25 protein-coding genes are annotated in these 26,728 nt (G+C 71.8%); 14 read left to right on the forward strand and 11 right to left on the reverse strand.

The window, feature by feature from the left end; translation table 11 throughout:
* Positions 1-18: 18 nt before the first annotated feature.
* Positions 19-825, reverse strand: coding sequence for a phytanoyl-CoA dioxygenase family protein (locus tag AC2EAQ_RS10535; RefSeq protein ID WP_484643162.1), 807 nt, complete (start codon positions 823-825; stop codon positions 19-21).
* Positions 822-2,516 carry an alpha-amylase family glycosyl hydrolase gene (locus tag AC2EAQ_RS10540; RefSeq protein WP_484643164.1) on the reverse strand — a complete coding sequence of 565 codons (1,695 nt, stop codon included), beginning with the start codon at positions 2,514-2,516 and terminating at the stop codon, positions 822-824. Before AC2EAQ_RS10540 ends, AC2EAQ_RS10535 begins: the two co-directional genes overlap by 4 nt.
* A gap of 93 nt (positions 2,517-2,609) precedes the next feature.
* Here AC2EAQ_RS10540 and AC2EAQ_RS10545 point away from each other — a divergent pair, with 93 nt between their 5' ends.
* The gene (locus AC2EAQ_RS10545) at positions 2,610-3,455 is read left to right on the forward strand and encodes a helix-turn-helix domain-containing protein (RefSeq protein WP_484643169.1); all 846 of its coding nucleotides are present in this window, start codon (positions 2,610-2,612) and stop codon (positions 3,453-3,455) included.
* A gap of 21 nt (positions 3,456-3,476) precedes the next feature.
* Here AC2EAQ_RS10545 and AC2EAQ_RS10550 read toward each other — a convergent pair whose 3' ends face one another.
* The gene (locus AC2EAQ_RS10550) at positions 3,477-4,052 is read right to left on the reverse strand and encodes a peroxiredoxin (protein WP_484643171.1); all 576 of its coding nucleotides are present in this window, start codon (positions 4,050-4,052) and stop codon (positions 3,477-3,479) included.
* A 146-nt stretch (positions 4,053-4,198) separates the two neighbouring features.
* Between AC2EAQ_RS10550 and AC2EAQ_RS10555 the strand changes: the two genes are divergently transcribed.
* The 5 genes from AC2EAQ_RS10555 to AC2EAQ_RS10575 all read left to right on the forward strand — a co-directional run bounded on the left by AC2EAQ_RS10555 (position 4,199) and on the right by AC2EAQ_RS10575 (position 9,610).
* Positions 4,199-5,023 carry an inositol monophosphatase family protein gene (locus AC2EAQ_RS10555; RefSeq protein WP_484643175.1) on the forward strand — a complete coding sequence of 275 codons (825 nt, stop codon included), beginning with the start codon at positions 4,199-4,201 and terminating at the stop codon, positions 5,021-5,023.
* 22 nt (positions 5,024-5,045) lie between these two features.
* The gene (locus tag AC2EAQ_RS10560) at positions 5,046-6,059 is read left to right on the forward strand and encodes an ABC transporter ATP-binding protein (RefSeq protein WP_484643178.1); all 1,014 of its coding nucleotides are present in this window, start codon (positions 5,046-5,048) and stop codon (positions 6,057-6,059) included.
* 72 nt (positions 6,060-6,131) lie between these two features.
* Positions 6,132-7,418, forward strand: a complete 1,287-nt coding sequence (locus tag AC2EAQ_RS10565) for an ABC transporter substrate-binding protein (RefSeq protein WP_484643182.1) — start codon at positions 6,132-6,134, stop codon at positions 7,416-7,418.
* A gap of 480 nt (positions 7,419-7,898) precedes the next feature.
* A complete protein-coding gene (locus tag AC2EAQ_RS10570) occupies positions 7,899-8,771 on the forward strand; it encodes a carbohydrate ABC transporter permease (RefSeq protein WP_484643185.1) in 873 nt (290 codons plus the stop codon).
* A complete protein-coding gene (locus AC2EAQ_RS10575) occupies positions 8,768-9,610 on the forward strand; it encodes a carbohydrate ABC transporter permease (RefSeq protein ID WP_484643190.1) in 843 nt (280 codons plus the stop codon). Before AC2EAQ_RS10570 ends, AC2EAQ_RS10575 begins: the two co-directional genes overlap by 4 nt.
* Before the next feature lie 98 nt (positions 9,611-9,708).
* Here AC2EAQ_RS10575 and AC2EAQ_RS10580 read toward each other — a convergent pair whose 3' ends face one another.
* From AC2EAQ_RS10580 to AC2EAQ_RS10600, 5 genes are all read right to left on the reverse strand, one after another.
* A complete protein-coding gene (locus AC2EAQ_RS10580; protein ID WP_484643192.1) occupies positions 9,709-10,662 on the reverse strand; it encodes an SMP-30/gluconolactonase/LRE family protein in 954 nt (317 codons plus the stop codon).
* Positions 10,663-10,672: 10 nt separating this feature from the next.
* Positions 10,673-11,956, reverse strand: a complete 1,284-nt coding sequence (locus AC2EAQ_RS10585; RefSeq protein WP_484643195.1) for a TRAP transporter large permease — start codon at positions 11,954-11,956, stop codon at positions 10,673-10,675.
* Positions 11,956-12,483 carry a TRAP transporter small permease gene (locus AC2EAQ_RS10590; RefSeq protein ID WP_484643197.1) on the reverse strand — a complete coding sequence of 176 codons (528 nt, stop codon included), beginning with the start codon at positions 12,481-12,483 and terminating at the stop codon, positions 11,956-11,958. The genes AC2EAQ_RS10585 and AC2EAQ_RS10590 overlap by 1 nt, the downstream gene beginning before the upstream one ends.
* Positions 12,484-12,573: 90 nt before the next feature.
* Positions 12,574-13,548, reverse strand: a complete 975-nt coding sequence (locus AC2EAQ_RS10595) for a TRAP transporter substrate-binding protein (protein WP_484643200.1) — start codon at positions 13,546-13,548, stop codon at positions 12,574-12,576.
* A 70-nt stretch (positions 13,549-13,618) separates the two neighbouring features.
* Positions 13,619-14,440, reverse strand: a complete 822-nt coding sequence (locus AC2EAQ_RS10600; protein WP_484643204.1) for an NAD-dependent epimerase/dehydratase family protein — start codon at positions 14,438-14,440, stop codon at positions 13,619-13,621.
* A 157-nt stretch (positions 14,441-14,597) separates the two neighbouring features.
* On the opposite strand from AC2EAQ_RS10600, the gene AC2EAQ_RS10605 reads away from it, so the two are divergent.
* From AC2EAQ_RS10605 to AC2EAQ_RS10640, 8 genes are all read left to right on the forward strand, one after another.
* Positions 14,598-15,380 (forward strand): FadR/GntR family transcriptional regulator, encoded by a 783-nt coding sequence (locus tag AC2EAQ_RS10605; RefSeq protein ID WP_484643208.1) that lies wholly within the window; start codon positions 14,598-14,600, stop codon positions 15,378-15,380.
* Positions 15,381-15,504: 124 nt separating this feature from the next.
* The gene (gudD, locus tag AC2EAQ_RS10610) at positions 15,505-16,860 is read left to right on the forward strand and encodes a glucarate dehydratase (RefSeq protein ID WP_484643213.1); all 1,356 of its coding nucleotides are present in this window, start codon (positions 15,505-15,507) and stop codon (positions 16,858-16,860) included.
* 76 nt (positions 16,861-16,936) lie between these two features.
* Positions 16,937-17,932 carry a Bug family tripartite tricarboxylate transporter substrate binding protein gene (locus AC2EAQ_RS10615; protein WP_484643216.1) on the forward strand — a complete coding sequence of 332 codons (996 nt, stop codon included), beginning with the start codon at positions 16,937-16,939 and terminating at the stop codon, positions 17,930-17,932.
* Positions 17,929-19,494, forward strand: coding sequence for a galactarate dehydratase (gene garD, locus AC2EAQ_RS10620; protein WP_484643218.1), 1,566 nt, complete (start codon positions 17,929-17,931; stop codon positions 19,492-19,494). The genes AC2EAQ_RS10615 and garD overlap by 4 nt, the downstream gene beginning before the upstream one ends.
* A gap of 22 nt (positions 19,495-19,516) precedes the next feature.
* A complete protein-coding gene (locus tag AC2EAQ_RS10625; RefSeq protein WP_484643220.1) occupies positions 19,517-20,290 on the forward strand; it encodes an HpcH/HpaI aldolase family protein in 774 nt (257 codons plus the stop codon).
* Complete coding sequence (locus tag AC2EAQ_RS10630) at positions 20,287-21,576, forward strand: glucarate dehydratase family protein (protein WP_484643222.1); 1,290 nt, start codon at positions 20,287-20,289, stop codon at positions 21,574-21,576. The genes AC2EAQ_RS10625 and AC2EAQ_RS10630 overlap by 4 nt, the downstream gene beginning before the upstream one ends.
* Positions 21,577-21,592: 16 nt before the next feature.
* Positions 21,593-22,477: a 2-hydroxy-3-oxopropionate reductase gene (locus AC2EAQ_RS10635; RefSeq protein WP_484643223.1), complete on the forward strand. Its 885-nt coding sequence runs from the start codon at positions 21,593-21,595 to the stop codon at positions 22,475-22,477.
* A gap of 46 nt (positions 22,478-22,523) precedes the next feature.
* Positions 22,524-23,450, forward strand: a complete 927-nt coding sequence (locus AC2EAQ_RS10640) for a sugar kinase (protein WP_484643883.1) — start codon at positions 22,524-22,526, stop codon at positions 23,448-23,450.
* A gap of 24 nt (positions 23,451-23,474) precedes the next feature.
* On the opposite strand, the gene AC2EAQ_RS10645 is transcribed toward AC2EAQ_RS10640, so the two are convergent.
* The 3 genes from AC2EAQ_RS10645 to AC2EAQ_RS10655 are packed head-to-tail and all read right to left on the reverse strand — an operon-like array spanning position 23,475 to position 26,459.
* Positions 23,475-24,305 carry a sterol desaturase family protein gene (locus tag AC2EAQ_RS10645; RefSeq protein WP_484643225.1) on the reverse strand — a complete coding sequence of 277 codons (831 nt, stop codon included), beginning with the start codon at positions 24,303-24,305 and terminating at the stop codon, positions 23,475-23,477.
* Between the two features lie 8 nt (positions 24,306-24,313).
* Positions 24,314-24,904: a putative signal transducing protein gene (locus AC2EAQ_RS10650; protein WP_484643227.1), complete on the reverse strand. Its 591-nt coding sequence runs from the start codon at positions 24,902-24,904 to the stop codon at positions 24,314-24,316.
* A gap of 22 nt (positions 24,905-24,926) precedes the next feature.
* Positions 24,927-26,459, reverse strand: a complete 1,533-nt coding sequence (locus AC2EAQ_RS10655; protein ID WP_484643229.1) for a YifB family Mg chelatase-like AAA ATPase — start codon at positions 26,457-26,459, stop codon at positions 24,927-24,929.
* Positions 26,460-26,728: the final 269 nt, after the last annotated feature.

The raw sequence follows: 26,728 nt of genomic DNA on the forward strand, positions 1-26,728 counted from the left end.
GTGGGCTCGGGTGCGGGCTCAGCCCGCAAGGATCGCGGGATTCTTGCGCGAGTCGGCCGGGCCGCCGGGCACGCAGCCCGGGCACCACTGGTCGCGGTCGTTGGCCTGCACCGGCGTCAGGGCCGGCAGCAGTCGCATGGCCGCGTCCATGTAGATGATGGTCATCACCGAGCGCGGGCGGTCGCTGTGGTTGGCGCCGGCCTTGTGGAAGGTCCAGCCGAGGTGGAAGCTCACCTCGCCCAGTTCGAACGCGCCGACGTCGAACGCGAAGCCGTGGCGCGCCATGTTGGCGCTGATGCGGGCCTCGCTCTCGTCCGAGATGCCCAGGTCGCGCCCGAACGCCACCGACTGGCTGCGGGCGTAGAAGCCCAGCGGCCCCATGTCCGGCGGCACCGGCTGCAGCGGGATCCACGCGGTGACGGTGCGGTCGGACGCCAGCGGCCAGTAGTACTGGTCGGCATGCGCCGGCGTGATGCCGCCGCCGGGCTCCTTGTACAGCGACTGGTCGTGGTACAGGCGCACGCCGTCGACTTCCAGCAGCGCGGCGGCGATGCGCGCGAGGCGCTGCCCCATCACGAAGCGCGCCACCAGCGGGCTGCGCTCCCACAGGTTCATCACCTGCAGGAAGGCGCGGTCGTAGGTGCTGCGCTCGGCCAGCGGCTTGTCCTGCGTGTTCAGCGCGATGGTCAGGCGCGTGATCTCCGCGCCGTAGTGCGCCAGCACCTCGGGCGACAGCACGTTCCTGAGCTTGATGAAGCCGTCGCGGCGGAAGGCGGCCACCTGGGCCGCGTCGAGCGGGTAGGGCGAGTCGAGGTCGAGGGTCATGACGGTTCGGTGTCGAGGAAGACGCAGGCGCCCGGCCCGAGGGCCAGGCCGGCGTCGGTGCGGCGGTGCGTGCCGTGCGCGAAGGCCACGCGGCCGGCACGCGGCGCGCCGGCCGGCCAGCCGAGTTCGGCGTCGCGGTCGCCGAGGTGGAAGGCGGCGATCAGGTCGTCGCCGCCACCGCGGCGCCGCAGCAGCAGCAGGTCGCCTGCGGCATGCAGCGGTTCGAAGCTGCCGGTCTGCAGCGCCGGGCGCGCGCGCCGCAGCGCGATCAGCCGGCGCGTGGCCTGCAGCGTCGACGACGGGTCGGCGATCTGCAGGTCCGCCGCGAGCCGGGCATGCGCCGGGTCGCACGGCAGCCACGGCCGTGCGCTGCCGAAGCCGGCACCCGGTGCGTCGTGGCGCCAGGGCATCGGCGTGCGGCAACCGTCGCGCCCCGGGTGGCGCGGCCAGTTCGCGATGCCGAACGGGTCGCGCAGGTGCTCGCGTGCCAGCACGCTCTGCGGCAGGCCGAGCTCCTCGCCCTGGTAGACGAAGGCGGTGCCGCGCAGCGCCATCAGCAGCGCGAGCCAGGTGACCGGGCCGGCGCGGCCGCCGGACGGCACGCCGGTGGCCGTCGCGGGTGTCGCGCCCGCCGCACCCCCGGCCGCGCCGAAGGCGAAGCCGCCGTCCGCGGCGCCGGACCATCGCGTGGCCACGCGCGCCGCGTCGTGGTTGGACATCGCCCACGCCGGCCAGCCCTGCGGCGCGTCGTCGGCCCAGGCGCCCACGCTGCGCGCCAGCGCGGCGGCGTCGGGCCGCGGGCCGAGCAGCGCGAACGAGTACGCGGTGTGCAGACGGTGCGGGCCGGCGGTGTAGTCGCGCATCACCGCGAAGGGGTCGGCGCCGCCCACCTCGGCCACCGCCATCGTCGCGCCATGCCCGTCCATCACGCGGCGCAGCCGCTCGAAGAAGGCCGGCGCCTGCGGCTGGTCGGCGTTGTGCTGGTGGCGCTGCATCAGCACCGGCATGTCGGCGTCGACGCCGCTGGGCGGGTTGTCGCGAAGCAGCGGGTCGTGGAAATAGAGGTTGGCGGTGTCGAGCCGGAAGCCGTCGACGCCGCGCCCGAGCCAGAAGCGCGCGATGTCCAGCACCTCGTCCTGCACCGCGGGGCAGTGGAAGTTGAGGTCCGGCATCTGCGGCAGGAAGTTGTGCAGGTGGTACTGGCGCCGCTGCGGCTCCCAGCGCCAGGCCGGCCCGCCCATCCAGCTCAGCCAGTTGTTCGGCGGGCTGCCGTCGGGCCGGGCGTCGGCCCACACGTACCAGTCGGCGCGCGGGCCGTGGCGCGCGGCGCGGCTGTCGGCGAACCAGGCGTGCTCCTCGGCGGTGTGCGACCACACCTGGTCGATCAGCACGCGCAGGCCGAGCCGGTGCGCGCGCGCCACCAGCGCGTCGAAGTCGGCCAGCGTGCCGAACATCGGGTCCACCGCGCGGTGGTCGGACACGTCGTAGCCGAAGTCGCGCATCGGCGAAGCGAAGAACGGCGACAGCCAGATGCCCTGCACGCCGAGGTCGGCCACGTAGGGCAGCCGCTCGGTGATGCCCCGCAGGTCGCCGATGCCGTCGCCGTCGGCGTCGGCGAAGCTGCGCGGGTAGATCTGGTAGATCACCGCGCCGCGCCACCAGTCCTGCTGCGCAGCGTTCGTCGTCGTCATCGGGCGCAGTGTGGCGGGCGCGGGGCGGCGCTCCCACCGGCCGGACGGCGGGTTCCGACTGTTTTCTGACCGCCTTGGCGCAGAATCGCCGCCATGAACATCACCCGCGAGAACGTCGTCCATCCGGACGCGTCGCTGCGCTTCCTGCGCCTGGAGCTGCAGGCGTTTCGCGGGCCGCACCACCGCCACCGGCATTGCGAGCTGACCTGGGTCGAGCGCGGCTCGGGCGTGCGCGTGGTGGGCGACCGGGCGGCACCGTTTCGCGACGGCGACCTGGTGCTGCTGGGCCCGCATGTGCCGCATCACTGGACCAGCCTGCACCGGCCGGCGCAGGAAAGCTCGGTGGTCAGCGTGGTGCAGTTCGAGCCCGCGCTGCTCGACGGCCGCGCGCTGCCCGAGCTGCGCGCGGTGGGCCTGGCGCTGGTGCCGGCCGCGCGCGGCCTGGCCGTCGGCGGCGCCACGCACCGCGACGTGACGCGCATGCTGGCCGAGATGAACGCGGCCGACCCGGTGCAGCGCCTGGCGCTGCTGCTTTCGCTGCTGGGCCGGCTGGCGCGCGGCCGGCGCGACCTGACGCCCATCGCCACGCGGCCGGCCGCGCAGGAGCGCGACGCGTCGCCGCGCCGCGACGCGGTGATCGACTGGATCCAGGCCCACCTGGGCCGCGAGATCACGGTGGCGGCAGCGGCGCGCCAGGCCCACGTGAGCCCGGCCGCGTTCAGCCGCTGGTTCCGGCGCGAGGTCGGGCGCGGCTTCACCGACTACGTCAACGACCTGCGCTGCAGCGCCGCCTGCGACCGCCTGCTGCGCACCGCCGCGCCGGTGGCGCGCATCGCCGCCGACTGCGGCTTCGCCACGCTGTCGAACTTCAACCTGCAGTTCCGGCGCCGCTACGACGCCACGCCGCGCGAGTTCCGCGCGCGGCATCTGGCGGCCTGAGCCGTCGCGGTGGCCCGGGCGTCAGCGCTTCGGGGCCGCGCCCAGCTGCGCCACCGCCTTCAGCGTGGCGGCCACGTGCGTGTCCGGGTTGCCGTCGCGGTGCGCGAAGGCGATGCGGCCGTCGCGGCCGATCACGTAGGAGATGCGGTCGGCCATGTCGGGCCGCGACGCGATCTGCGCGTCGTAGGCGCGGATCACGCGCGCCTGCGCGTCCGCGGCCACCGCGAACTTGCTGCGGCAGGCCTCGACCGAGAAGCGCTTGAGCGTGTCGATGTCGTCGGCCGACACGCCGATCACCGTGGCGCCGAGCGCGGCGAAGCGCTCGCTCGCTTCGGCGAACTGGTGCGCCTCGTAGGTGCAGCCCGAGGTGAAGGCCTTGGGATAGAAGTACAGCACCACCGGCCCCTTGGCCAGCGCCTCGGACAGCGTGAAGCGGAACGCCTTGCCGTCCAGGGCCGCGTCGGCTGTGAAAGCCGGCGCCGCGTCGCCGGGCTTGAGCGCGGCCTGGGCCGTGCCGGCACCGAACAGGGCCAGGGCCAGCGCGGCCACCCAGCCTGCGCGGCCCAGGCCAGCGCGGTTGACGAGGGCGTGGATCATGCGAATCTCCAGCGGGGCGGCAAGGGCCGCAGTGTGCCAGCGCCGCAGGGTTGGCGCACAGCCCCTCTCGGGGGCAATGCCGATGGTCATCCGCGCCGGCTTGGGGATACTGCGCCGCGGGCCGCCCCGTGCGGCCGACGAATCCGATGCCCCTGCCTGCCGACGTACCGCCCCTGCTCGAACTGGCCCTGCGCGCCGCGCAGGCGGCGGCTGCGGTGATCCGCCGCGCCGCCGCCGACCCCGCCAGCGTGCAGGTGCGCGCCAAGCACCCCAACGACTTCGTCACCCAGGTGGACGAGGCCGCCGAGCGCGTGGTGGTGGATACGCTGCTGGCGGCCTGCCCCGGCCACGCGGTGCGCGGCGAGGAATCGGCCGAGCCGCACGGCAATCCGGCGGCCGACCACGTGTGGATCGTCGACCCAATCGACGGCACGCACAACTTCATCCACGGCTATCCGGCCTATGCGGTGAGCCTGGCGCTGGCCGTGCGCGGCACGGTGGAACTGGGCGTGGTGTGGGACGCCGCCCGCGACGAGGTCTTCCACGCGGTGCGCGGCCAGGGCGCCTGGTGCGGCGAACAGCGCCTGGCGGTGGGCACGCGCACGGCGCTGATCGACGCGCTGGTCACCACCAACAGTCCCTTCGGCCCCGGGCCCGGCCTGGCCGACGGCCTGCGCACGCTGGGCAGCGTGGTCGGACGCGTCAGCGCGCTGCGCCGCGGCGGCTCCGCCGCGCTCGACCTGGCCTGGGTGGCCGCGGGCCGCTGCGACGCCATGTACGACCGCGGTCTGAAGGCCTGGGACGTGGCCGCCGGCGGCCTGCTGGTGGCCGAGGCCGGCGGCGTGGTCAGCACCTTCGATGGCAGCCCGCACTACCTGGAAGCGCGCGAGTGCGTCGCGGCCAACGCGGCGCTGCACGCCGAGCTGTCGCAGCTGCTGCGCGAGACCGCACCCTCACCGACCTGTCACTGAACCGACGCATACTCACCGACCCATGGCCGCCATCCGCCTCGTCAAGGTCTGCAAGCACTGGGACGCCACGCGCGCGCTCGACGGCATTGACCTTTCCATCGAGCCGGCCAGCTTCTGCGTGCTGCTCGGCCCGTCGGGCTGCGGCAAGTCCACCACGCTGCGCATCATCGCGGGGCTGGAGTCCGCCACCAGCGGCCAGGTGCTGATCGACGACCGCGACGTGACGGCCCTGCCGCCGGCGCAGCGCGGCATCGCGATGGTGTTCCAGAACTACGCGCTGTTCCCCCACCTGTCGGTGGCCGACAACATCGGCTTCGGCCTCGCGGTGCGCAAGGTGGACAAGGCCGAGGCCACGCGCCGCGTCGACGAGGCCGCGTCGCTGCTCGGCCTGGGCACGCTGCTGCAGCGCAAGCCCTCGCAGCTGTCGGGCGGCCAGCAGCAGCGCGTGGCCCTGGGCCGCGCGCTGGTGGCGCAGGCGCGCGTGTGCCTGATGGACGAGCCGCTGTCCAACCTGGACGCGCAGCTGCGCCAGGAGATGCGCCACGAGCTGCGCGAGTTGCAGCAGCGCCTGGGCCTCACGGTGGTGTACGTCACGCACGACCAGGCCGAGGCGATGAGCATGGCCGACCAGGTGGTGCTGCTGAACAAGGGCCGCATCGAGCAGAACGCCACGCCGCGCGGCATGTACGCCGCGCCGGCCTCCACCTTCGCGGCGCGCTTCATCGGCACGCCCGCGATGAACCTGCTGCGGCTGGACGGCGCGCGCATCGCCGGCAGCGACGCCGCGGTGTCGCGCGCCGGGCATACGCTCGGCCTGCGCCCCGAGGCGGTGTCGCTCGGCGGCCCGGTGGCCGCCACCGTGAGCAGCTTCGAGTACCTCGGCGCCGACCTGGTGCTGCGCTGCGCCGTCGGCAGCGAGCAGCTCACCGTGCGCGCCGGCGGCGCCACCGACCTGGCCGTGGGCGCGCGCGTCGCGCTCGGCTGGCGCCCCGAGGACGAACACTACTTCGACGCGCAGGGCGCGCGCGTCGCCTGATCGACACGAGAACTTTCCGCCCGCACATCCCACCGCAAGAGCAACCCCAAGAGCCAACCCAGGAGCCTCCCCATGAAGCGCAAGACCTTCCTGCAATCCCTCGCGGCCGGCGCCGCACTGGCCGGCCTGCCGATGGCAGCGCACGCGCAGACCACCGAGATCTCGTTCTTCTATCCGGTGGCCGTCGGCGGCCCGATCACCAAGCTGATCGACGAGTACGCCGCCGACTTCGCCAAGGAGAACCCTGGCATCAAGGTCACGCCGATCTACGCCGGCAGCTACCAGGACACCATCGTCAAGGCGCTCACCGCCAACAAGGCCGGCAATCCGCCGGTCACGTCGGTGCTGCTGTCCACCGACATGTTCACGCTGATCGACGAGGACGCGATCGTGCCGATCGACAACTTCGTCAAGACCGCCGACGACCGCGCATGGCTGGCCAGCTTCTACAAGGGCTTCATGCTCAACAGCCAGACCGGCGGCAAGACCTGGGGCATCCCGTTCCAGCGCTCGACCGTGGTGCTGTACTACAACAAGGAGGCGTTCAAGGCCGCCGGCCTGGACCCGAACAAGCCGCCCGCCACCTGGGCCGAGATGCTCGACTATGCGAAGAAGCTCACGCTGAAGGACGCGTCGGGCAAGGTCACGCAGTGGGGCGTGCAGATCCCCTCGTCGGGATTCCCGTACTGGCTGTTCCAGGGCCTGGCGATCCAGGCCGGCGTGGCGCTGGCCAACGACGCCGGCAACGCGGTGAAGTTCGACGACCCGGGCACGGTGGAGGCGCTCACCTACTGGACCGACCTGGTCAAGGCCGGCGTGCACCCGCCGGGCATCGTGGAATGGGGCACCACGCCGAAGGACTTCTTCGAGCGCAAAACGGGGATGATGTGGACCACCACCGGCAACCTGACCAACGTACGCACCAACGCCAAGTTCGACTTCGGCGTGGCGATGCTGCCCGCAGGCAAGCGCCGCGGCTCGCCCACCGGCGGCGGCAACTTCTACATCTTCAAGAAGGCCACGCCGGCGCAGCAGGAGGCGGCGTTCAGGTTCGCCAAGTGGATCACCCAGCCCGAGCGCGCGGCCAAGTGGAGCATGGACACCGGCTACGTGGCGGTGAGCGAGGCGGCGTACAACACCGCGGCGCTGAAGAAGTACGGCACCGAGTTCCCGCCCGCGCTCGTGGCGCGCGACCAGCTGCCCTTCGCGCTGGCCGAGTTCTCCACGCACGAGAACCAGCGCGTCACCAAGGCGCTGAACGACGGCCTGCAGGCCGCGCTCACCGGCACCAAGACGCCGGCGCAAGCGATGAAGGACGCGCAGGCGGAGGCGGACCGGATCCTTCGGTCCTACAAGTGACGTTGCATTGAGCATGCGGATCGTTGCGCGTGGCGGCCGGGGCTGCCCGGGGGGCGCCGGCGCTCCCCCTGGGGCGGTCGTCGCTGCGCGACGACTGCGCTGCGATGCTCGGGTCCGGGGTCGCGCCGCCGAACTCGCTTCGCTCACTGCGTTCGCTGCGCTCGGACAGCCGCGGCGAGTCAGTTCACGAAGCGCGCTGCGCGCGCCGACCCCGGACCCTGCGCTTCTCGCCGCCCCACAGGTCGCGCCGTCGCCCCCCGGGCAGCCCCGGCCGCCTGCAAGGGCGGTGGTTCGCGGGTTGATGGCGTGCCTCCAGGTTGCCTGTCGGGAAGGCCGGGTGCCGCCGGGCGCGCGTGGGCGACGCCGAGGAGCGCAGCGCAGCCGTCGCGAAGCGACGGCCGTCGACGTCGCGCGTCCGGCGGCAGCCGGCCTTCCCGACACGCGCAGACGTCTCACGCACGGATGGCGGGGGCAGGCACGATGACGCAGCGCCACACCGTCCACGCCTACCTGCTGCTGCTGCCGGCCTTCGTGCTGCTGGTGGCGTTCACGCACTTCCCGGCGGTGGCCTCGCTATGGGACAGCTTCCACTCCACGCCCAAGGGCAACCGGCCCGCGGTGTGGGTGGGGCTGGAGAACTACCAGGTCATGGTGTCCGACCCGGTGTTCTGGAAGGCGCTCGTCAACAACCTGTGGTTCGCGCTGGCGACCATCCCGCTGTCGATCGGCCTGGCGCTGCTGATGGCACTGTGGGTCAACGAGCGCATGACCGGGCGTGCGTTCCTGCGCATGGCCTACTTCACGCCCACCGTGCTGCCGATGGTGGCTGTGGCCAACATCTGGCTGTTCTTCTACACGCCGCAGTACGGCCTGCTCGAGCAGGTGCGCGGTGCGCTCGGCATGGACGCGCAGAACTGGCTCGGCGACCAGCGCACGGCGCTGGGGGCCGTCACGCTGGTGGCCGTGTGGAAGGAAGCCGGCTTCTTCATGATCTTCTACCTCGCCGCGCTGCAGAGCCTGAACCCCAGCCTGCGCGAGGCCGCGGCCATCGAGGGCGCGTCGCGCTGGACCTTCTTCCGCCGCGTGCAGTGGCCGCTGCTGATGCCCACCACGCTGTTCGTCATGGTCAACGCGGTGATCAACTCCGTGCGCATGGTGGACCACATCGTCGTGCTCACGCGCGGCGGGCCGGACAACGCGTCCACGCTGCTGCTGTTCCACCTGTACGAGGTGGGCTTCCGCTACTGGGACAGCGGCTACGCCGCGGCGCTGACGATGGTGCTGCTGGCGGTGCTGGCCACGGTGGCGCTGGTGCAGTTCTTCGTGCTCGACAAGCGGGTGCACTACAAGTGAGCGCCGCCACCCCCGCCGCATCGCGCCTGGTCTACAACGACCCGGGCTGGCTCGACACGATCGCCGCCTGGGTGCTGGCGCTGCTGTGGGTGCTGCCGCTGGTGTATGCGGTGTGGACGGCCTTCCACCCCGGCGAGTACGCCACGCGCTTCGCGCTGTTCGCGCCGCTCACGCTGGACAACTTCGTGCGCGCCTGGGCCGCGGCGCCGTTCGCGCGCTACTTCGTCAACACCGTGATGCTGGTGACGATGATCCTGGCCTGCCAGCTCGTGCTGTCCACGCTGGCGGCCTATGCGTTCGCGCGCTTCGAGTTCCCGGGCAAACGCGTGCTGTTCGCGCTGGTGCTGGTGCAGATGATGGTCATGCCCGACATCCTGCTGGTGGAGAACTACAAGACGATGGCGCGCCTGGGCCTGGTGGACACGCTGCTGGCCATCGGGCTGCCGTACTTCGCGTCGGCGTTCGCGATCTTCCTGCTGCGCCAGACCTTCATGGGCATTCCGAAGGAACTGGACGAGGCCGCGCGGGTGGAAGGCGCCTCGGCGCTGCAGGTGCTGTGGCGCGTGTACGTGCCGCTGGCGCGGCCGGTGTACGTGGCCTTCGCGCTGGTGTCGGTGAGCTTCCACTGGAACAACTTCCTGTGGCCGCTGATCATCACCAACAGCACCAGCGCGCGCCCGCTCACCGTGGGCCTGCAGGTGTTCTCGTCCACCGACCAGGGCATCGACTGGTCGATCATTACCGCGGCCACGCTGATGAGCGCCGCGCCGCTGCTGATCGCCTTCCTGCTGTTCCAGCGTCAGTTCGTCCAGAGCTTCATGCGCGCAGGCATCAAGTGACGCTGTGGTCAGCATGACCTCAGGCCGGCGCCGGGCCGCCCCAAGCCGGCTTGAGCTCCCCTCGCGGGACGCGAGCGCAGCGAGCTGGGGGCTGTCAGTTACGTTCCCTGGACGTTGACGTACAGCGCGTAGAGCGAATGGCTCGCCGCCATGAACAGGCGGTTTCGCTTGGCGCCGCCGAAGGTGAGGTTGGCGCAGCGCTCGGGCAGGTGCACATGGCCGATCGCGCGGCCCGTGGGGTCGTAGACGCGCACGCCGTCCAGGCCCGCCGGGTCCACCCCGGGTGCGCCGTTGCTGCCGAAGCCGCACCAGACGTTGCCCTGGGTGTCCACCGCGATGCCGTCGTAGGCGCCGGGCCCCTGCGCGTCGACGAACAGGCGCTTGTTGGCGAGCGCGCCGCCCGCGCCCACGTCGTATTGCCACACCTTGCGGTGCGGCATGGCGCGGCTTTCGACCACGTAGAGCCGCTTCTCGTCGGGCGAGAAAGCCAGGCCGTTGGGCGCGGCCAGGTCGTCGATCACGCGCTGCAATTCGCCGCTGGAGGGGTCGATGCGGTACACCGCCCAGGGGGTCTCGCTGGCGGCGGGCTCGCCCTCCCAGTGGCCGGCAATGCCGAACAGCGGGTCGGTGAACCACACGGCGCCGTCGGCGGCGCAGACGATGTCGTTGGGCGAGTTCAGGCGCTTGCCCTGCCAGCGGTCGGCCAGCACGGTGATGCGGCCGTCGTACTCGGTGCGCGTGACGCGGCGCGTGAGGTGCTCGCAGGCCAGCAGCCGGCCTTGCCGGTCGCGCGCCAGGCCGTTGGCGAAGTTCGACGGCTGGCGGAACACGCTCACCGCGCCCGAGGCGTCGTCCCAGCGCAGGATGCGGTCGTTGGGGATGTCGCTCCACAGCAGGTAGCGCCCGTCGCCGAACCACACCGGCCCCTCGCTCCAGCGGCAGCCGGTGTGCAGCTGCTCCACCGAAGCGGAGAACAGGCGCAGCGACAGGAAGCTGTCGTGCAGCACCTCGACCGCCGGGTCGGGGTAGCGGGTCGAGGGCGTGAAGCTCATGCCGCGATTCTCACAGACCGAAGACCTTGGGCAGCCACAGCGAGAAGAAGGGCACGTAGGTCACCAGGCCCAGCACGAACAGCATCGCGCCGAAGAAGGGGAACAGCGCCTTGGTCACCTGCTCGATCGGCAGCTTGGCGATCGCCGCGCCGACGAACAGCACGGCCCCCACCGGCGGCGTGATCAGCCCCATGCCCAGGTTCACCATCATGATCATGCCGAAGTGCACCGGGTCGACGCCGATGGACGTGGCCACCGGCAGCAGGATCGGCGTCATGATCAGGATCAGCGGCGCCATGTCCATCAGCGTGCCCAGCAGCAGCAGCAGCACGTTGATCATCAGCAGGATGATCCAGGGTTCCTTGCTGACGCTGGTGAACGCACTGGTGATCTGCTGCGGGATCTGCATCAGCGTCATGATGTAGCCGAAGGCCGCCGCGAAGCCGATCAGGATCATCACGATCGTCAGCGTCTTCACCGTGCGGTGCATCAGCTTGGGCAGGTCGCGCCACTTGTAGTCGCGGTAGATGAACATCGTGACGAAGAACGCCCAGATCACCGCGATGGCCGCCGACTCGGTGGCCGTGAACACGCCGGACAGGATGCCGCCGAGGATGATGACCATCGTCATCAGGCCCCACAGCGCGTCGACGCAGATCTTCAGCGCCTGGCGCAGCGGGATGCGCTCGCCGCGCGGGAAGTTCTTCTTCTTGGCGATGAACATGCACAGCGCGGCCAGCGTCAGGCCGAGCAGCAGGCCGGGCAGCACGCCGGCCACGAACAGCGCCGCGATGGAGATCGAGCCGCCGGCGGCCAGCGAGTAGATGATCGCGTTGTGCGACGGCGGGATCAGGATCGCCTGCACCGAGCCGCTCACCGTGACCGCGGTGGCGAAGTCCTTCGGGTAGCCCTTCTTGGCCATCTCGGGGATCAGCACCGAGCCGATCGACGCCGTGTCGGCCATCGACGAACCCGAGATCGCGCCGAAGAAGGTGGACGCCAGGATGTTCACCAGCGACAGCCCGCCGCGGATGAAGCCCACCAGCACGCCGGCAAACGCGACCAGCCGGCGCGACATGCCGCCCTCGGCCATGATGGCGCCGGCCAGCACGAAGAACGGGATCGCGAGCAGCGAGAACTTGTTGACGCCCGCGGCGATCTGGATCATCACCGCGTCGATCGGGATGTCGATCCACAGCGCGCCGATCAGCGCGGCCAGGCCCATGGCATAGGCCACCGGCATGCCGATGAGCATCAGCACGGCGAAGGAGCCGAGGAGGATGAAGGCGTCCATCAGGCGGCACTCCCTTCCTCGATCTGGTGGTCGAAGGTGACCACCGCGCGCTGGTGCTGCGAGCCGAAGATCATCACCTCCAGTACGAACAGTGCCGTGACCAGGCCGCCCAGCGGCACCGGCATGTAGGTAATGCCCACGCGCAGCCAGGGCAGCTGGCCGATCACCTGGTTCCAGGTCTCAAGGCACAACCGCGTGCCCTTGACCACCGTGAACACCGCCACCACGAGCATGAGCAGGTGCACCACGCCGCGCAGCACGTGGCGCGCGCCTTCGGGCAGGCGGTCGGTGAGCATGGCCACCGCGATGTGGGCGCCTGCGCGGTAGGCCACCGCGGCGCCGAGGAAGGTGAACATCACCATCAGCTGGATCGCGATCGGCTCGGGCCACTGCGAACCCGTGCCCAGCACGTAGCGGGTGAAGATGCCCCAGGGAATGATGACCGACATCATCGCGATGGCGAGGCCGGAGATCCACATGCACGCCAGGTACACGTGGTCGCAGAAGCGGTGAAAGGTTTCGGCCATGTCGATTCGGCTGAGGAGGGTCCGGAGAGGGAACGCGGCGGCGCGGCGCCGCCCCGCCAGGGGGCCGCGCCGCGCACTGCACGAGGGGGCTTACTTGACGTCGTTGATGCGCTTCATCAGGTCGGCGAACTGGGCACCGTACTTGGCGCGCACCGGGGCGGTGGCGTCGAAGAAGGGCTTCTGGTCGACGTCGATGAACTGGATGCCGGCGGCCTTGAGCTTGGCGGTGTAGTCGGCCACGCTCTTGTCCCACAGCGCGCGCTGGTCGAGCTGGGCCTCGCGCGACACCTTCATCACCAGCGCCTGGTCTTCCTTGCTGAGCCGGTCCCAGGTCACCTTCGACATCACGAAGATCTCGGGGATGATCAGGTGGTTGGTCTGGGCGTAGAACTTGGCCGGCGTGTTGTAGTGGTTGGCCGTGAAGTAGCTGGGCGGGTTGTTCTCGGCGCCGTCGAGCACGCCGGTCTGCAGCGCGGTGAACACCTCGCCGTAGGCCATGGCGATGCCGTTGCCGCCCATCGCGTTCATGGTGTCCACGAACAGCGGGTTGCCCATCATGCGGACCTTCTGGCCCGCCAGGTCGGCCGGCGTGCGCACGGGCTTCTTCGTGTACAGGCTGCGCGAGCCGCCGTCCATCCAGCCCAGACCCACCAGCTTGGCCGGGCTGTCGGTCACCTTCTTGAGCAGTTCGTCGCCGATCGGGCCGTCGATCACCTTGCGCATGTGCGCGACGTCGCGGAACACGAAGGGCATGTTGAAGACGTTGACGTCCGGCACCACGGGGCCGACCACGCCGAGCGAGATGCGGGCGATCTGGATCGCGCCGAGCTGGGTCTGCTCGACGGTCTCCTTCTCCTGGCCCAGCACCGCGCCGGGGAACATCTGCATCTTGATGCGGCCGTTGGTGGCGGCCTCGAGCTTCTTGCCCATGTTCTCGACGGCGACCACGGTCGGGTAGCCCGCCGGGTGGGTGTCGGCGGCCTTGAGCACGATGTTCTGGGCGTGGGCGCCGGCGCTGACGAGCAGGCCGGCCACGGTGGCGATCAGGGTTCTGCGAAGGATCATGAGGGAGGTCTCCTGGGTGATGGCGCCTTGTGCTGGCGGCCTGATGAAAACGGATGCGGGCTGCTGCGTGTCAGTCGTAGTAACCCTGTTCGACGAACGCGCCGCCCTGGAACTGGGCGACGCGGGAATTCCTGTCGATGGTCTGCTGGCGCGCCTCGACCTCGGCGCGGAAGCGCTCGGAGCTGTCCTGCGGCCGGTAACCGATGTGGCTGGCGCAGGTGTTGTCCCACCAGCGCGTGGTGTTGTCGCTCATGCCGTAGATGACGGAGTGGCCGACGATCGGCGCTCCCAGCGCCGCAGCGACCAAGCGCTCGGTGTCGTCGAAGCTCATCCAGGTGGCGAGCATGCGGCGGTCCTTCGGAGCCTCGAACGACGAGCCGATGCGCAGGCTCACGGTCTCGATGCCGTGGCGGTCCCAGTACATCTGGGCCAGGTTCTCGCCGAAGGCCTTGGACAGGCCGTAGAAGCCGTCGGGGCGCACCGGGTCGCGCGGCGAGATCACCTCGTCCTGGCGGTAGAAGCCGGTGACGTGGTTCGAGCTGGCGAACACGATGCGGCGCACCTTGTGCTTGCGCGCGGCCTCGTACAGGTTGACCATGCCCACGATGTTGCCGGCAAGGATGGCCTCCCACGGCTGCTCGGTGGACACGCCGCCCATGTGGACCACCGCGTCCACGCCCTCCAGCAGCCCGTGTACCGCGGCCTTGTCCTCCAGCGACGCGACCATCACCTCCTCGCCGTCGCCGGCCGGGCCGAACTCGCTGCGGTGCGACACGCGCAGCACGTCGCAATAGGCCTTCAGGCGCGGGCGCAGCATGCGGCCCAGGTTGCCCGCGGCGCCGGTGAGCAGCAGGCGGTGGAATCGGACAGCGGTGGCGGGGGCGGGCAGCATCGTGGGCGGGGGTGGGTGCAGGTGGCTTGATCGGCGGCGTGCCTTGCGGCACCATCGCGGCAGAAGCCGTCGTCGTCAGTTGTCGTACAACTGCCCCGATTGTCGCCATCCCCCCGACGCCGTCAAGCTGCCGGCCACAGGGTTTTCGCTGAGAACGATGCCGTCCCGAGCCGAACTTCCGTCCCCGCCTCGCCGCTCCCGCAACCTGGCGCTCGAGCTCGTCGAGTCGCTCGGCGACCGCATCCGCGACGGTCGGCTGCCGCCCGGCGAGAAGCTGCCCACCGAGGCGGCCATCATGGCCGAGTACGGGGTCAGCCGCACCGTGGTGCGCGAGGCCCTGTCCAAGCTGCAGGCCGCCGGCCAGGTGCGCACGCGCCACGGCATCGGCACCTTCGTGGTCGGCGCCGGCGAGGCGGCGCCCTTCCGCATCACGCCCGACCAGCTCGCCACGCTGCAGGACGTGGTGGCCATGCTGGAGCTGCGCATCGGCATGGAGACCGAGGCCGCCTCGCTGGCCGCGCAGCGCCGCACCGACGCCAACCTGCGGGTGATGCGCGAGGCGCTGGACGAGTTCTCCTCGGCGGTGCATGCCGGCCGCGACGCGGTGGCGCCGGACTTCCGCTTCCATCTCGAGGTAGCGCGGGCGACGCAGAACCCGCACTTCGCCGACCTGATGGCGGCGCTCGGCGCCACGATGATCCCGCGCGCGCGGCTCGATGCGCCGGTGGCGCTGACCGAGGAGCGGCGCGAGTTCCTGCGCCGCGTCAACGCCGAGCACGAGAACATCTACGACGCCATCGCCGCCCAGGATTCCGACGCCGCGCGCGCGGCAATGCGCACCCACCTGGCCAACAGCCGCGAGCGGCGGCGCAAGGCCCAGGTGCAGGCGCCGCCGCCGCGGCCGGGCGCGGCCGTGCGGCGGGCCCGCGTGGCGTCCTGACCCGCCCGGGCGGGTGCGGGGCGGCGCGGCTTGACAGGCGCGCCGACAGTTGTACGATGACTGGTCTCGGCTCGCCTGCAGCGAGGTCCGGGTTTTCACTCATACGATCACTGGCCCGACGCCCATGCCCGTTCCGACCGACGCCGCCGTGGCGCGCGACACCCCCACCGTCGTCCGCCTGCAGGCCATTCCCGTGGCCGGGCGCGACGGCATGCTGCTCAACCTGTCCGGCGCGCACGGGCCGTACTTCACCCGCAACCTCGTCGTGCTGACCGACAGCGCCGGCCGCACCGGCGTGGGCGAGGTGCCCGGCGGCGAGAAGATCCGCCAGACGCTGGAGGACGCCGCCGCGCTGGTGGTGGGCCAGAGCGTGGGCAACGTCAACGCGGTGCTGCGCTCGGTGCAGCAGCGCTTCGCCGACCGCGACGCCGGCGGCCGCGGCCAGCAGACCTTCGACCTGCGCACCACCATCCACGCGGTGGCGGCGCTGGAGTCGGCGCTGCTGGACCTGCTGGGCCAGCACCTGGGCGTGCCGCTGTGCGCGCTGCTCGGCGAGGGCCAGCAGCGCGAGTCGGTGGAGATGCTCGGCTACCTGTTCTACGTGGGCGACCGGACGAAGACGCCGCTGCCCTACCGCAGCGAGCCCGACGCGGCCGACGCCTGGTCGCGCGTGCGCCACGAGGTGGCGCTCACGCCCGAGGCCATCGTGCGCCAGGCCGAGGCTGCGCGCGAGCGCTACGGCTTCAACGACTTCAAGCTCAAGGGCGGCGTGCTCGCCGGCGACGACGAGGTGCAGGCCATCGTCGCGCTGCACGAGCGCTTCCCCGGCGCGCGCATCACGCTCGACCCCAACGGCGGCTGGCTGCTCGCCGACGCGGTGCGCCTGATGCGCGACATGCGCGGCGTGGTGGCCTACGCGGAAGACCCGTGCGGCGCCGAGGGCGGCTTCTCCGGCCGCGAGGTGATGGCCGAGTTCCGCCGCGCCACCGGGCTGCCCACGGCCACCAACATGATCGCCACCGACTGGCGCCAGCTGGTGCATGCGCTGTCGCTGCAGTCGGTGGACATCCCGCTGGCCGACCCGCACTTCTGGACCCTGTCGGGCAGCGTCCGCGTGGCGCAGACCTGCCGCGACTGGGGCCTGACCTGGGGCTCGCATTCCAACAACCACTTCGACGTGTCGCTGGCGATGTTCACGCACGTGGGCGCCGCCGCGCCCGGCCGCGTGACCGCGATCGACACCCACTGGATCTGGCAGGACGGCCAGCGCCTCACGAAGCAGCCGCTGCGCATCGAGGGCGGCCATGTGCAGGTGCCGCGCAAGCCGGGCCTGGGCGTCGAGCTGGACATGGCCGAGGTGGCCAAGGCGCACGAGCTGTACCGCCAGCACGGCCTGGGCGCGCGCGACGACGCGGCCGCGATGCAGTACCTGATTCCCGGCTGGACCTTCGACCCCAAGCGGCCCTGCATGGTCCGCTGACTTACCACCAGGGCCTGCGTCGGCGCGTGGCGCATCGGCAAACGGCCCGACAAGACAACCCACAAGGAGACACCCCATGATCCGACGTGCCCTCATCGCCCTGGCCGCCGCGGCCCTGACCCTGCCGGCCGCCGCGCAGGACAACTGGCCCAGCAAGCCGCTGAAGATCGTCAGCCCGTTCCCGGCCGGCGGCACCAGCGACATCATGGCCCGCATGGTGGCCGAAGCGCTGACGCGCGAGCTCGGCCAGCAGGTGATCGTCGAGAACATCGGCGGCGCCGGCGGCACCATCGGCACGCTGCGCGCGAAGAACATGCCCGCCGACGGCTACACGATCGTCCAGACCGGCGTGGGCCAGAACGCCGTGGCGCACGGCCTGGACCCGAAGCTCGCCTACGACTCGATGAAGGACTTCGTGCACCTGGCGCAGGTGCACTCGGGCCCGAACGTGCTGGTGGTCAACGCCGCCACGCCGTTCAAGACCTTCAAGGAGCTGGTCGACTACGTGCGCGCCAACCCCGGCAAGCTCAACTACGGCTACACCCATGCCGCGTCGGGCCACATGGCGATGGAGCTGTTCAAGCTCGAAGGCAGCAAGTGCGCGCCCTCGGTCAAGGACTGCAAGGGCCTGTTCATGGTGGGCATCCCCTACCGCGGCGGCGGCCCGATGATGCAGGACCTGCTGGGCGGCCAGATCCCGCTGATGTTCATCAACCAGGACGTCGCGCTGCCGCACATCAAGTCCGGCAAGCTGCGCGCGCTGGCGGTGTCGAGCCTGCAGCGCAACCCGCTGTACCCGGACACGCCCACCGTGGCCGAAAGCGGCATCGCGGGCTTCCAGGCGCTGAGCTGGTCGGGCATGAGCGTCGTGCGCGGCACGCCGCAGCCCGTCGTCGACAAGCTCGAGGCTGCGCTGCGCAAGGTGATGACTTCGCCGGAGATCAAGCAGCGGCTCGAATCGGTGGGCTTCGTCGTGCCCGCACCGGGCGCCGCCGCCTACACGAAGTTCGTGCAGGCCGAGCTCGAGCTGTGGACGCGCGTGATCAAGACCGCGGGGATCAAGCCCGAATGAACCCGGCCGCGGCGCCGCGGGCGCCGATCGTGGTGCGCATGCACGACAGCGACAACGTCGCGATCGTGGCCAACGACGGCGGGCTGCCGGCGGGCACGGTGCTGCCCGGCGGCCCGACGCTGGTGGACAAGGTGCCGCAGGGCCACAAGGTGGCGCTGACGGCGCTGGCCGAGGGCCAGGCCGTGCGCCGCTACGGCGTGACCATCGGCCATGCCGACCGCGATATCGCCGCCGGCGCCTGGGTCCACGAGCGGCTGCTGCGCATGCCCGCGGCGCGCGGCTTCGACGGCCTGCCCGTGGCCACGGTGAAGCCGCCGCCGCAGCCCGCGCTCGACGGCTTCACCTTCGAGGGCTTCCGCAACCCGGACGGCTCGGTCGGCACGCGCAACCTGCTGGCCATCAGCAGCACCGTGCAGTGCGTGGCCGGCGTGGTGGACCACGCGGTGCGCCGCATCCGCGACGAGCTGCTGCCGCGCTACCCGAACGTCGACGGCGTGGTGGCGCTCGAGCACAGCTACGGCTGCGGCGTGGCCATCGACGCGCCGGACGCGCCGATCCCGATCCGCACCGTGCGCCACCTCGCGCTGAACCCGAACTTCGGCGGCGAGGTGATGGTGGTGAGCCTGGGCTGCGAGAAGCTGCAGCCCGAGCGCCTGCTGCCGCCGGGATCGATCCCGCTGGCCGCCGGCGAGATCGGGCCGGACGTGGTGCGCCTGCAGGACGAGCGCCACATCGGCTTCGGCTCGATGATCGATGCCATCCTGGCCAGCGCCGAGCGCCACCTGCAGCGCCTCGATGCGCGCCGGCGCGAGACCGTGCCGGCCAGCGAGCTGGTGGTGGGCGTGCAGTGCGGCGGCAGCGACGCGTTCTCCGGCGTCACCGCCAACCCGGCGGTGGGCTTCGCCACCGACCTGCTGGTGCGCGCCGGCGCCACCGTGATGTTCAGCGAGAACACCGAGGTGCGCGACGCGGTGGACCAGCTCACCGCGCGCGCCGCCACGCCCGAGGTGGCGCAGGCCATCGTGCGCGAGCTGGCCTGGTACGACGCCTACCTGGAGCGCGGCCGTGTCGACCGCAGCGCCAACACCACGCCGGGCAACAAGGCCGGTGGGCTGTCCAACATCGTCGAGAAGGCGATGGGCTCGATCGTCAAGAGCGGCAGCGCGCCGATCGCCCATGTGATCGGCCCCGGCGAGAAGCTGCGCCGCGACCAGCGCGGCCTGGTGTTCGCCGCCACGCCGGCCAGCGACTTCATCTGCGGCACGCTGCAGCTGGCCGCGGGCATGAACCTGCACGTGTTCACCACCGGCCGCGGCACGCCCTACGGCCTGGCCGAGTGCCCGGTGGTCAAGGTGGCCACGCGCACCGACCTGGCCCGCCGCTGGCACGACCTGATGGACGTCAACGCCGGCCGCATCGCCGACGGCGAGCAGACCGTCGAGCAGGCCGGCTGGGAACTGTTCCGACTGATGCTCGACGTGGCCAGCGGCCGCCGCACCTGCGCCGAGCACTGGAAGCTGCACAACGCCCTGGTGCTGTTCAACCCGGCCCCGGTCACCTGAAGACAACGAACGAGGAGTCCCCATGAGAGAGAACAAGCTTCGCGCCCTGTGGGCGCAGGGCAAGGCCGCGGTCAACGGCTGGCTCGCCATCCCGAACAGCTTCGCCGCGGAGGTGATGGCGCATCAGGGCTGGGACACGCTGACCATCGACATGCAGCACGGCCTGATCGACGACGCCGCGCTGGTGACGATGCTGCAGGCCGTGCAGTCCACGCCCACGATGCCGGTGGTGCGCGTGCCCTGGCTCGAGCCCAGCATCATCATGAAGGCGCTCGACGCCGGCGCGCAGACGCTGATCTGCCCGATGGTCAACACGCGCGAGGACGCGCAGCGCCTCGTGTCCTACACCCGCTACGCGCCGCGCGGCGGGCGCAGCTTCGGCCCGGTGCGCGCGGCCCTCGTGCACGGTGCCGACTACGCCACGCAGGCCGATGCGAACACCCTGGTGTTCGCGATGATCGAGACCGCGCAGGCGCTGGACAACCTCGACGCGATCTGCTCGGTGGAGGGCATCGACGCGGTCTACATCGGGCCGTCGGACCTGTCGCTGTCGCTCGGCTGCAAGCCCGTGTTCGACGACGTGGACCCGCCCGTGGCGCAGGCCATCGACCACATCCTGGCGCGGGCCAAGGCGCACGGCATCCGCGCCGGCGTGCACAACGGCCGCACCGACGTGGCCCGCGCGCGCATCGCCAAGGGCTTCGACTTCGTCACCATCAGCTCGGACGCGCGCATCCTGATCGCCGGGTCGCAGCAGATCGTGTCGGAGATGCGCGCGCCGGGGTCGCGCACATGACGCAGCGCACCGCCCGCAGCGACTGGACCCTGCGCGCACTGCGCGTCACGCCGATCGCCTTCCGCGACCCGCCGCTGCTCAACGCCAGCGGCATCCACGAGCCCTGGGCGCTGCGCGCCATCGTCGAGCTGGAAGCCAGCGACGGCCGCGTCGGCCTGGCCGAGACCTACGGCGACCAGACCATGCTCGACGCGCTGGCCGCCGCCGCGCCGCTGGTGCCGGGGCTGTCGCCCTTCGACCTGAACGCGATGGAGCAGCGCGTCAAGGCCGGCGTCAAGGCCACGCGCTCCGCCGCCGAGCTGGAGCTGGCGCCGGGCTCGCATGGCGCGAAGAACGCCGCCAAGGTGACCAGCGCGCTGGAGATCGCCATGCTGGACCTGCAGGGCCAGCGCCTGGGTGCGCCGGTGGCCGACCTGCTGGGCGGCCCGGTGCGCGACGCCGTGCCCTACAGCGCCTACCTGTTCTTCAAGTACGCCGAGCATGTGGAGCGCCCCTACGCCCCCGACGCCTGGGGCGAGGCGGTGACGCCGGCGCAGGTGGTGGCGCAGGCGCGGCGCATGATCGACCTGTACGGCTTTCGCAGCATCAAGCTCAAGGGTGGCGTGTTCGAGCCCGCGCACGAGATCGCCTGCATCCGTGCGCTGCGCCAGGCCTTCCCCGGCGTGCCGCTGCGGCTGGACCCCAACGCCAACTGGTCGCTGCCCACCAGCAAGGCCGCGGCCCCGGCGCTGGACGACCTGCTCGAGTACTACGAGGACCCGACGCCCGGCCTCGAAGGCATGGCCGAGCTGGTGCGGCACACGCGGCTGCCGCTGGCCACCAACATGGTGGTCACCACCTTCGACGAGCTCAAGCGCAGCCTGGCCCTCGGCTCGGTGCAGGTGGTGCTGTCGGACCACCACTACTGGGGCGGCCTGCGCGCCACGCAGCAGCTGGCGCGGATGTGCGAGCTGCACGGCCTGGGCATCTCGATGCACAGCAACTCGCACCTGGGCATCAGCCTGCTGGCGATGACGCACCTGGCCGCCTGCGTACCCAACCTCACCTATGCCTGCGACACCCATTACCCGTGGCAGGAGGAGGAGGTGATCGTCGGGGGCCGTGTGCCCATCGTCGACGGCTCGGTGGCGGTGCCGCGCGCGCCGGGCCTGGGCGTCGAGCTCGACCGCCAGGCGCTGGCCGTGCTGCACCAGCAGTACCTGGACTGCGGCATCCGCACACGCAACGACCTCGCGCAGATGCGAAAGTACGACCCCACCTTTAGCGGCCGCGCGCCGCGCTACTGATCTCGGAGACCCTTCAATGAAACTCGGATTCATCGGCCTGGGCATCATGGGCGCGCCCATGGCGGGCCACCTGCGCGCCGCCGGCCACGAGCTGTTCGTCAACACCCGCTCGGCCGTGCCGCAGCCGCTGCTCGACGCCGGCGCGGTGGCGTGCAGGACGCCGGCCGACGTGGCGCGCCAGGCCGAGGTCACCTTCCTGATGGTGCCCGACACGCCCGACGTGCAGAAGGTGCTGTTCGGCGAGCACGGCGTGGCCGGCGCGCTCGGCAAGGGCAAGACGGTGGTCGACATGAGCTCGATCTCGCCGATCGAGACGCAGGCGTTCGCCAAGCAGGTGGAAGCCACCGGCGCCGACTGGCTCGACGCGCCGGTCTCCGGCGGCGAGGTAGGCGCCAAGGCGGCGTCGCTGACCATCATGGTGGGCGGCCGCGACGAGGTGTTCGCGCGCGTGCAGCCGCTGTTCGCGCTGATGGGCAAGAACATCACCCATGTCGGCCCGGCCGGCGCGGGCCAGGTGACCAAGGTGGCCAACCAGATCATCGTGGCGCTGAACATCGCCGCCGTGGGCGAAGCGCTGGTGTTCGCCAGCAAGGCCGGCGCCGACCCGGCGCGCGTGCGCCAGGCGCTGATGGGCGGCTTCGCGTCGTCGCGCATCCTCGAGGTGCACGGCGAGCGCATGATCAAGCGCACCTTCAACCCGGGCTTCCGGATCAAGCTGCACCAGAAGGACCTGAACCTCGCGCTGCAGGGCGCTCGCTCGCTCGGCGTGTCGCTGCCCAACACCGCGATGACGGCGCAGCTGATGCAGTCGATGGCCGCGCACGGCGGCGACCAGCTCGACCATTCGGCGCTGGTGCAGGCCCTGGAGCGCCTGGCCAACCACCCGGTGGCGCAGGGCTGACATGGGCCCGGGCCGCGGCGCCGATCGCCCGCGCGGCTTGCACGTCGTGTCGTTCGGCGAATGCATGATCGAGCTGCAGGGCGAGGCCTTCGGCACCATGCAGCAGACCTACGGCGGCGACACGCTCAACACCGCCGTGTACCTGGCGCGCTGCGGCCGCGCGAGCGGCATCCGGGTGTCCTATGCCACCGCGCTGGGCGACGACGGCCTGAGCAGCGGCCTGATGCAGCGCTGGACCGCCGAGGGCCTCGGCCTGGACCTGGTGCGGCGGCTGCCCGGGCGCATGCCGGGGCTGTACCTGATCGAGGTGGACGCGTCGGGCGAGCGCCGCTTCAGCTACTGGCGCGACCAGGCCGCAGCGCGGGCCTACTTCGATGTGCCGGCCGGCACCACGCCGCTGGAGCAGCAGGCCGACGCCATCGACGCGCTGTACTTCAGCGGCATCAGCCTGGCGATCCTGCCGCCCGACGCGCGCGAGCGGCTGTGGGCGGTGGCGGCGCGCCTGCGCGCGCGCGGCGCCGTGGTGGCCTTCGACAACAACTACCGGCCGCGGCTGTGGCCGGACAAGGCGGTGGCACGCGCCGCGTTCGCGCGCGCCGTGGCACTGGCGTCGGTGGCCCTGCTGACGCTGGACGACGAGGTGGCGCTGCATGCCGACGACGGCGACGTGCAGGCCCAGCTGGCACGGTCTCTGGCCGCGCCCTGCCCGGAAGTGGTGGTCAAGCGCGGCGCGCAGTCGACCCTGGTGCGCGTGGGCGACGCGGCGCCGGTGGAAGTGCCGGTGACGCCGGCGCCGCGCGTGGTGGACACCACGGCTGCGGGCGACTCGTTCGCCGGCGCCTACCTGGCGGCGCGGATGGCGGGCGCGGACGCGAGGTCGGCAGCGGCGGCCGGCAACCGGCTGGCCGGCCGCGTGGTGCAGCATCGCGGCGCGCTGATCGACCCGGCCACGATGGCCGACCTGGTCGGCTGACGAACCGGGCGCGGGCGCCGCGCCTCAGCGCGGCGGCCCGAGCACCGCGCGCCACAGCGCGCCCGGCGAGCGCGCGCGCAGCACGTCGCGCGCCAGCGCCACCCACTCGTGCAGCGCGATCCACACCGGGTTGTACGAGCGCAGCGGCTTGACCAGGCCGTAGCGCGGCGGCAGGTCGGCGCGCTCCTCCACAAAGGTGCCGAACAGGCGGTCGAACACGATCAGCACGCCGCCGTAGTTGCAGTCCAGGTACTCCGGGTTGCTGCCGTGGTGCACGCGGTGGTGCGACGGCGTGTTCAGCACCCATTCCAGCGGCCCGAGCTTGGGGATCCACGTGGCATGCAGCCAGAACTGGTACAGCAGGTTCAGCGTCACCGTGGCCAGCACCGCGCCCGGCGGAAAGCCGAGCCAGATCAGCGGCGTGAAGAACAGCGCCGTGCCGGCGAGCCGCCCGGTCCAGCCCAGGCGCAGCGCGGCCATCAGGTTGAGCTCGTTGCTGGAGTGGTGCACCGCATGCGTGGCCCAGAACCAGCGCACGCGGTGCGCGGCGCGGTGGTACCAGTAGTAGCAGAACTCCTGGCCGACGAAGAGCAGCGCGAACGCGGTGACCCCGTCCAGCGGCAGCGTGGCCACGCGGTTCGCATGGGCCCAGGCCACCACCGGCGCGGCCAGCGACAGGCCGAGCGCTTCCACCGCACGGCGGCCGACCACGTCGCCCAGCGTGGCGGCCCACGCGCGCCAGTCGTAGCCGCCGCGGCGCCACAGCACGAAGCCTTCCACCGTGGCCGCGGTCAGCACGGCCAGCAAGGCCACCAGCAGCCAGACGCGCGGGTCGGCGGCGAGGTCGGTCGCCATGGGGTTCGTCATGGCGGCGCAGTTTGCCCAAGACGTGTCACGGGCATGTGTCTGTCGGGTTTACCGCCCCTGAGCCATCTGCCACTGCGTGTTGGAGCTGCGCTGCTGCCGAACGAAGACAGCTTGAATGCAATGGATGCGACTCCCGCCAAGACAGCCACGCCAAGAAGGAGCGCGCCAATCGTCACCACCCAGGAGCGTCTCGCTTTGGCCGAAGTCGAGCGGGAACTCAGGTGCGCATGGACCTCCAGCAGACTCACTTCGACGAGCCTTTCGGCTCGCTCGACTTGTGTGGGGTCCAGCACGCAAACCCTGAGTGCGCCCGGAACGAAGAATCCCGGCAGCGAGGCAGTGTGTTGACCGTCGAGGAACGTGGCAATGCCCGCTGCCTTCAGAGCCGCCACGGCGGCGTCGGCCTCGGCCGCAGAGTTCGTCTGGAGAACGCACTTCACGATCTCCGAAGAATAGATGACACGACTGAGCAGCAACTCAGGTGGCGCCCTGTGATTGGTGTCGGGTTGGGTTCTGGCGGGGCCTTCTTTTGGCTCATCCTCTGGGGCGATCGAAGATGCAGGGGGGGGGGCTGCGCGGCCCGCCATGCCCGTGCGTGTCGCGCAGTGTTCACCCCGACCCCGGCAGCGATCGCCGCCACTGCATCGCCTCGGCCAGATGCGCCGTCCCGATGCGCTCGCTGCCGGCCAGGTCGGCCACGGTGCGGGCCACCTTGAGCACGCGGTGCAGGCCGCGGCCGCTCCAGCCCAGGCGTTCGGCGGCGCGCTGCAGCAGCGCGGCGGCGCCGGCGTCGAGCGGGCAGTGGGTGTCGATCGCGGCGGGTTCCAGCGCAGCATTGGGCACGCCCTGGCGCATCAGCGCGCGCTCGCGGGCGGCCTGCGCCCGGGCGGCGACCGCGGCGCTCGGCTCGCCGTCGCGCCCGCCCATCAGCTCGTCGGGCCGCACCGCGGGCACGTCCACCTGCAGGTCGATGCGGTCGAGCAGCGGGCCCGACAGCCGCCCCTGGTAGCGCGACACCTGGTCGGGCGTGCAGCGGCAGCTGCGCGCGCCGCCGGCCGGCGCGCCGAGCCAGCCGCAGGGGCAGGGATTCATCGCCGCCACGAGCTGGAAGCGCGCCGGAAACGACGCCTGCCGCGCCGCGCGCGAGATGGTGATACGGCCGGTCTCCAGCGGCTCGCGCAGCGCCTCCAGCGCGGCGCGCGGCATTTCGGGCAGTTCGTCGAGGAAGAGCACGCCGCCGTGCGCGAGCGAGATCTCGCCCGGCCGCGGCGGCGTGCCGCCGCCCACCAGGGCTGGCGCGGTGGCGCTGTGGTGCGGCGCGCGAAAGGGCCGCACGCGCCAGCGCGCCGCGTCGAACGCGCCGGCCAGGCTGGCCAGCGCGGCGCTGCCCAATGCCTCGGCGTCGGTCATCGGCGGCAGCAGCCCGGGCAGGCGCTGCGCCAGCATCGACTTGCCGGCGCCGGGCGGGCCCACCAGCAGCAGGCTGTGCGCGCCGGCCGCGGCGATCTCCAGCGCGCGCTTGGCCGCGGCCTGCCCGCGCACGTCGGCGATGTCGGGGCTGTGCAGCGCGGGTTGCACGTCGCGCACGGCCGGCACGGCGTCTGGCAGCGGCTTTGCGGCGTCGCCAGGCTGCAGGGCCGCCACCACGTCGAGCAGGTGACGCGCGGCCCGCACCGGCACGCCGCCGGCCAGGGCCGCCTCGGCCGCGCTGGCCTCGGGCAGCACCAGCGTGCGACCCGCGCCCTCGTGGCGTGCGGCCAGGGCCAGGGCCAGCGCGCCACGCACCGGGCGCAGCTCGCCGGCCAGGCTCAGCTCGCCGGCGAACTCGTGGCGCGCCAGCGCGGCGGCGTCGAGCTGCCCGTCGGCGGCCAGGATGCCCAGCGCGATGGGCAGGTCGAAGCGGCCGGACTCCTTGGGCAGGTCGGCCGGCGCCAGGTTGACCGTGATGCGCTTGTTGTGCGGGAAGGCCAGCCCGCTGTGCGCCAGCGCGGCGCGCACGCGCTCGCGCGCCTCCTTCACCTCGGTGTCGGCCAGGCCCACGAGGGTGAAGCTCGGCAGCCCGTTGGCCAGGTGCACCTCCACCTGCACCGGCGGCGCGGCCAGGCCGTCGAGGGCGCGGCTGGTGACGACGGCCAGGGTCATCGGGCGGGGCCGGGGGTGGCGGCGGGGGCGGGGGCGGGGGCGGGGAAAGGTGGGGCCGGGGGCATCGCCGGGCGATTCTGGGCAGGCGAGAGGCCGCCGTCGTTCACCCGGAAGCGGGGCACCGGTTCGGTGCGCGACCGGCGAATTCCCCGCCTTGGTGCATCGTCGGGGTGCGCGGCGCCGATGCTGCCCCGCGCTGGGGCGGCTGGCGGGCGGGCCGGGCAGGCACGGAAGCTGCTGAAAGGTTCCGCAACCCTTTCCTCACCCCT

Source organism: Aquabacterium sp. T101, assembly GCF_057219775.1.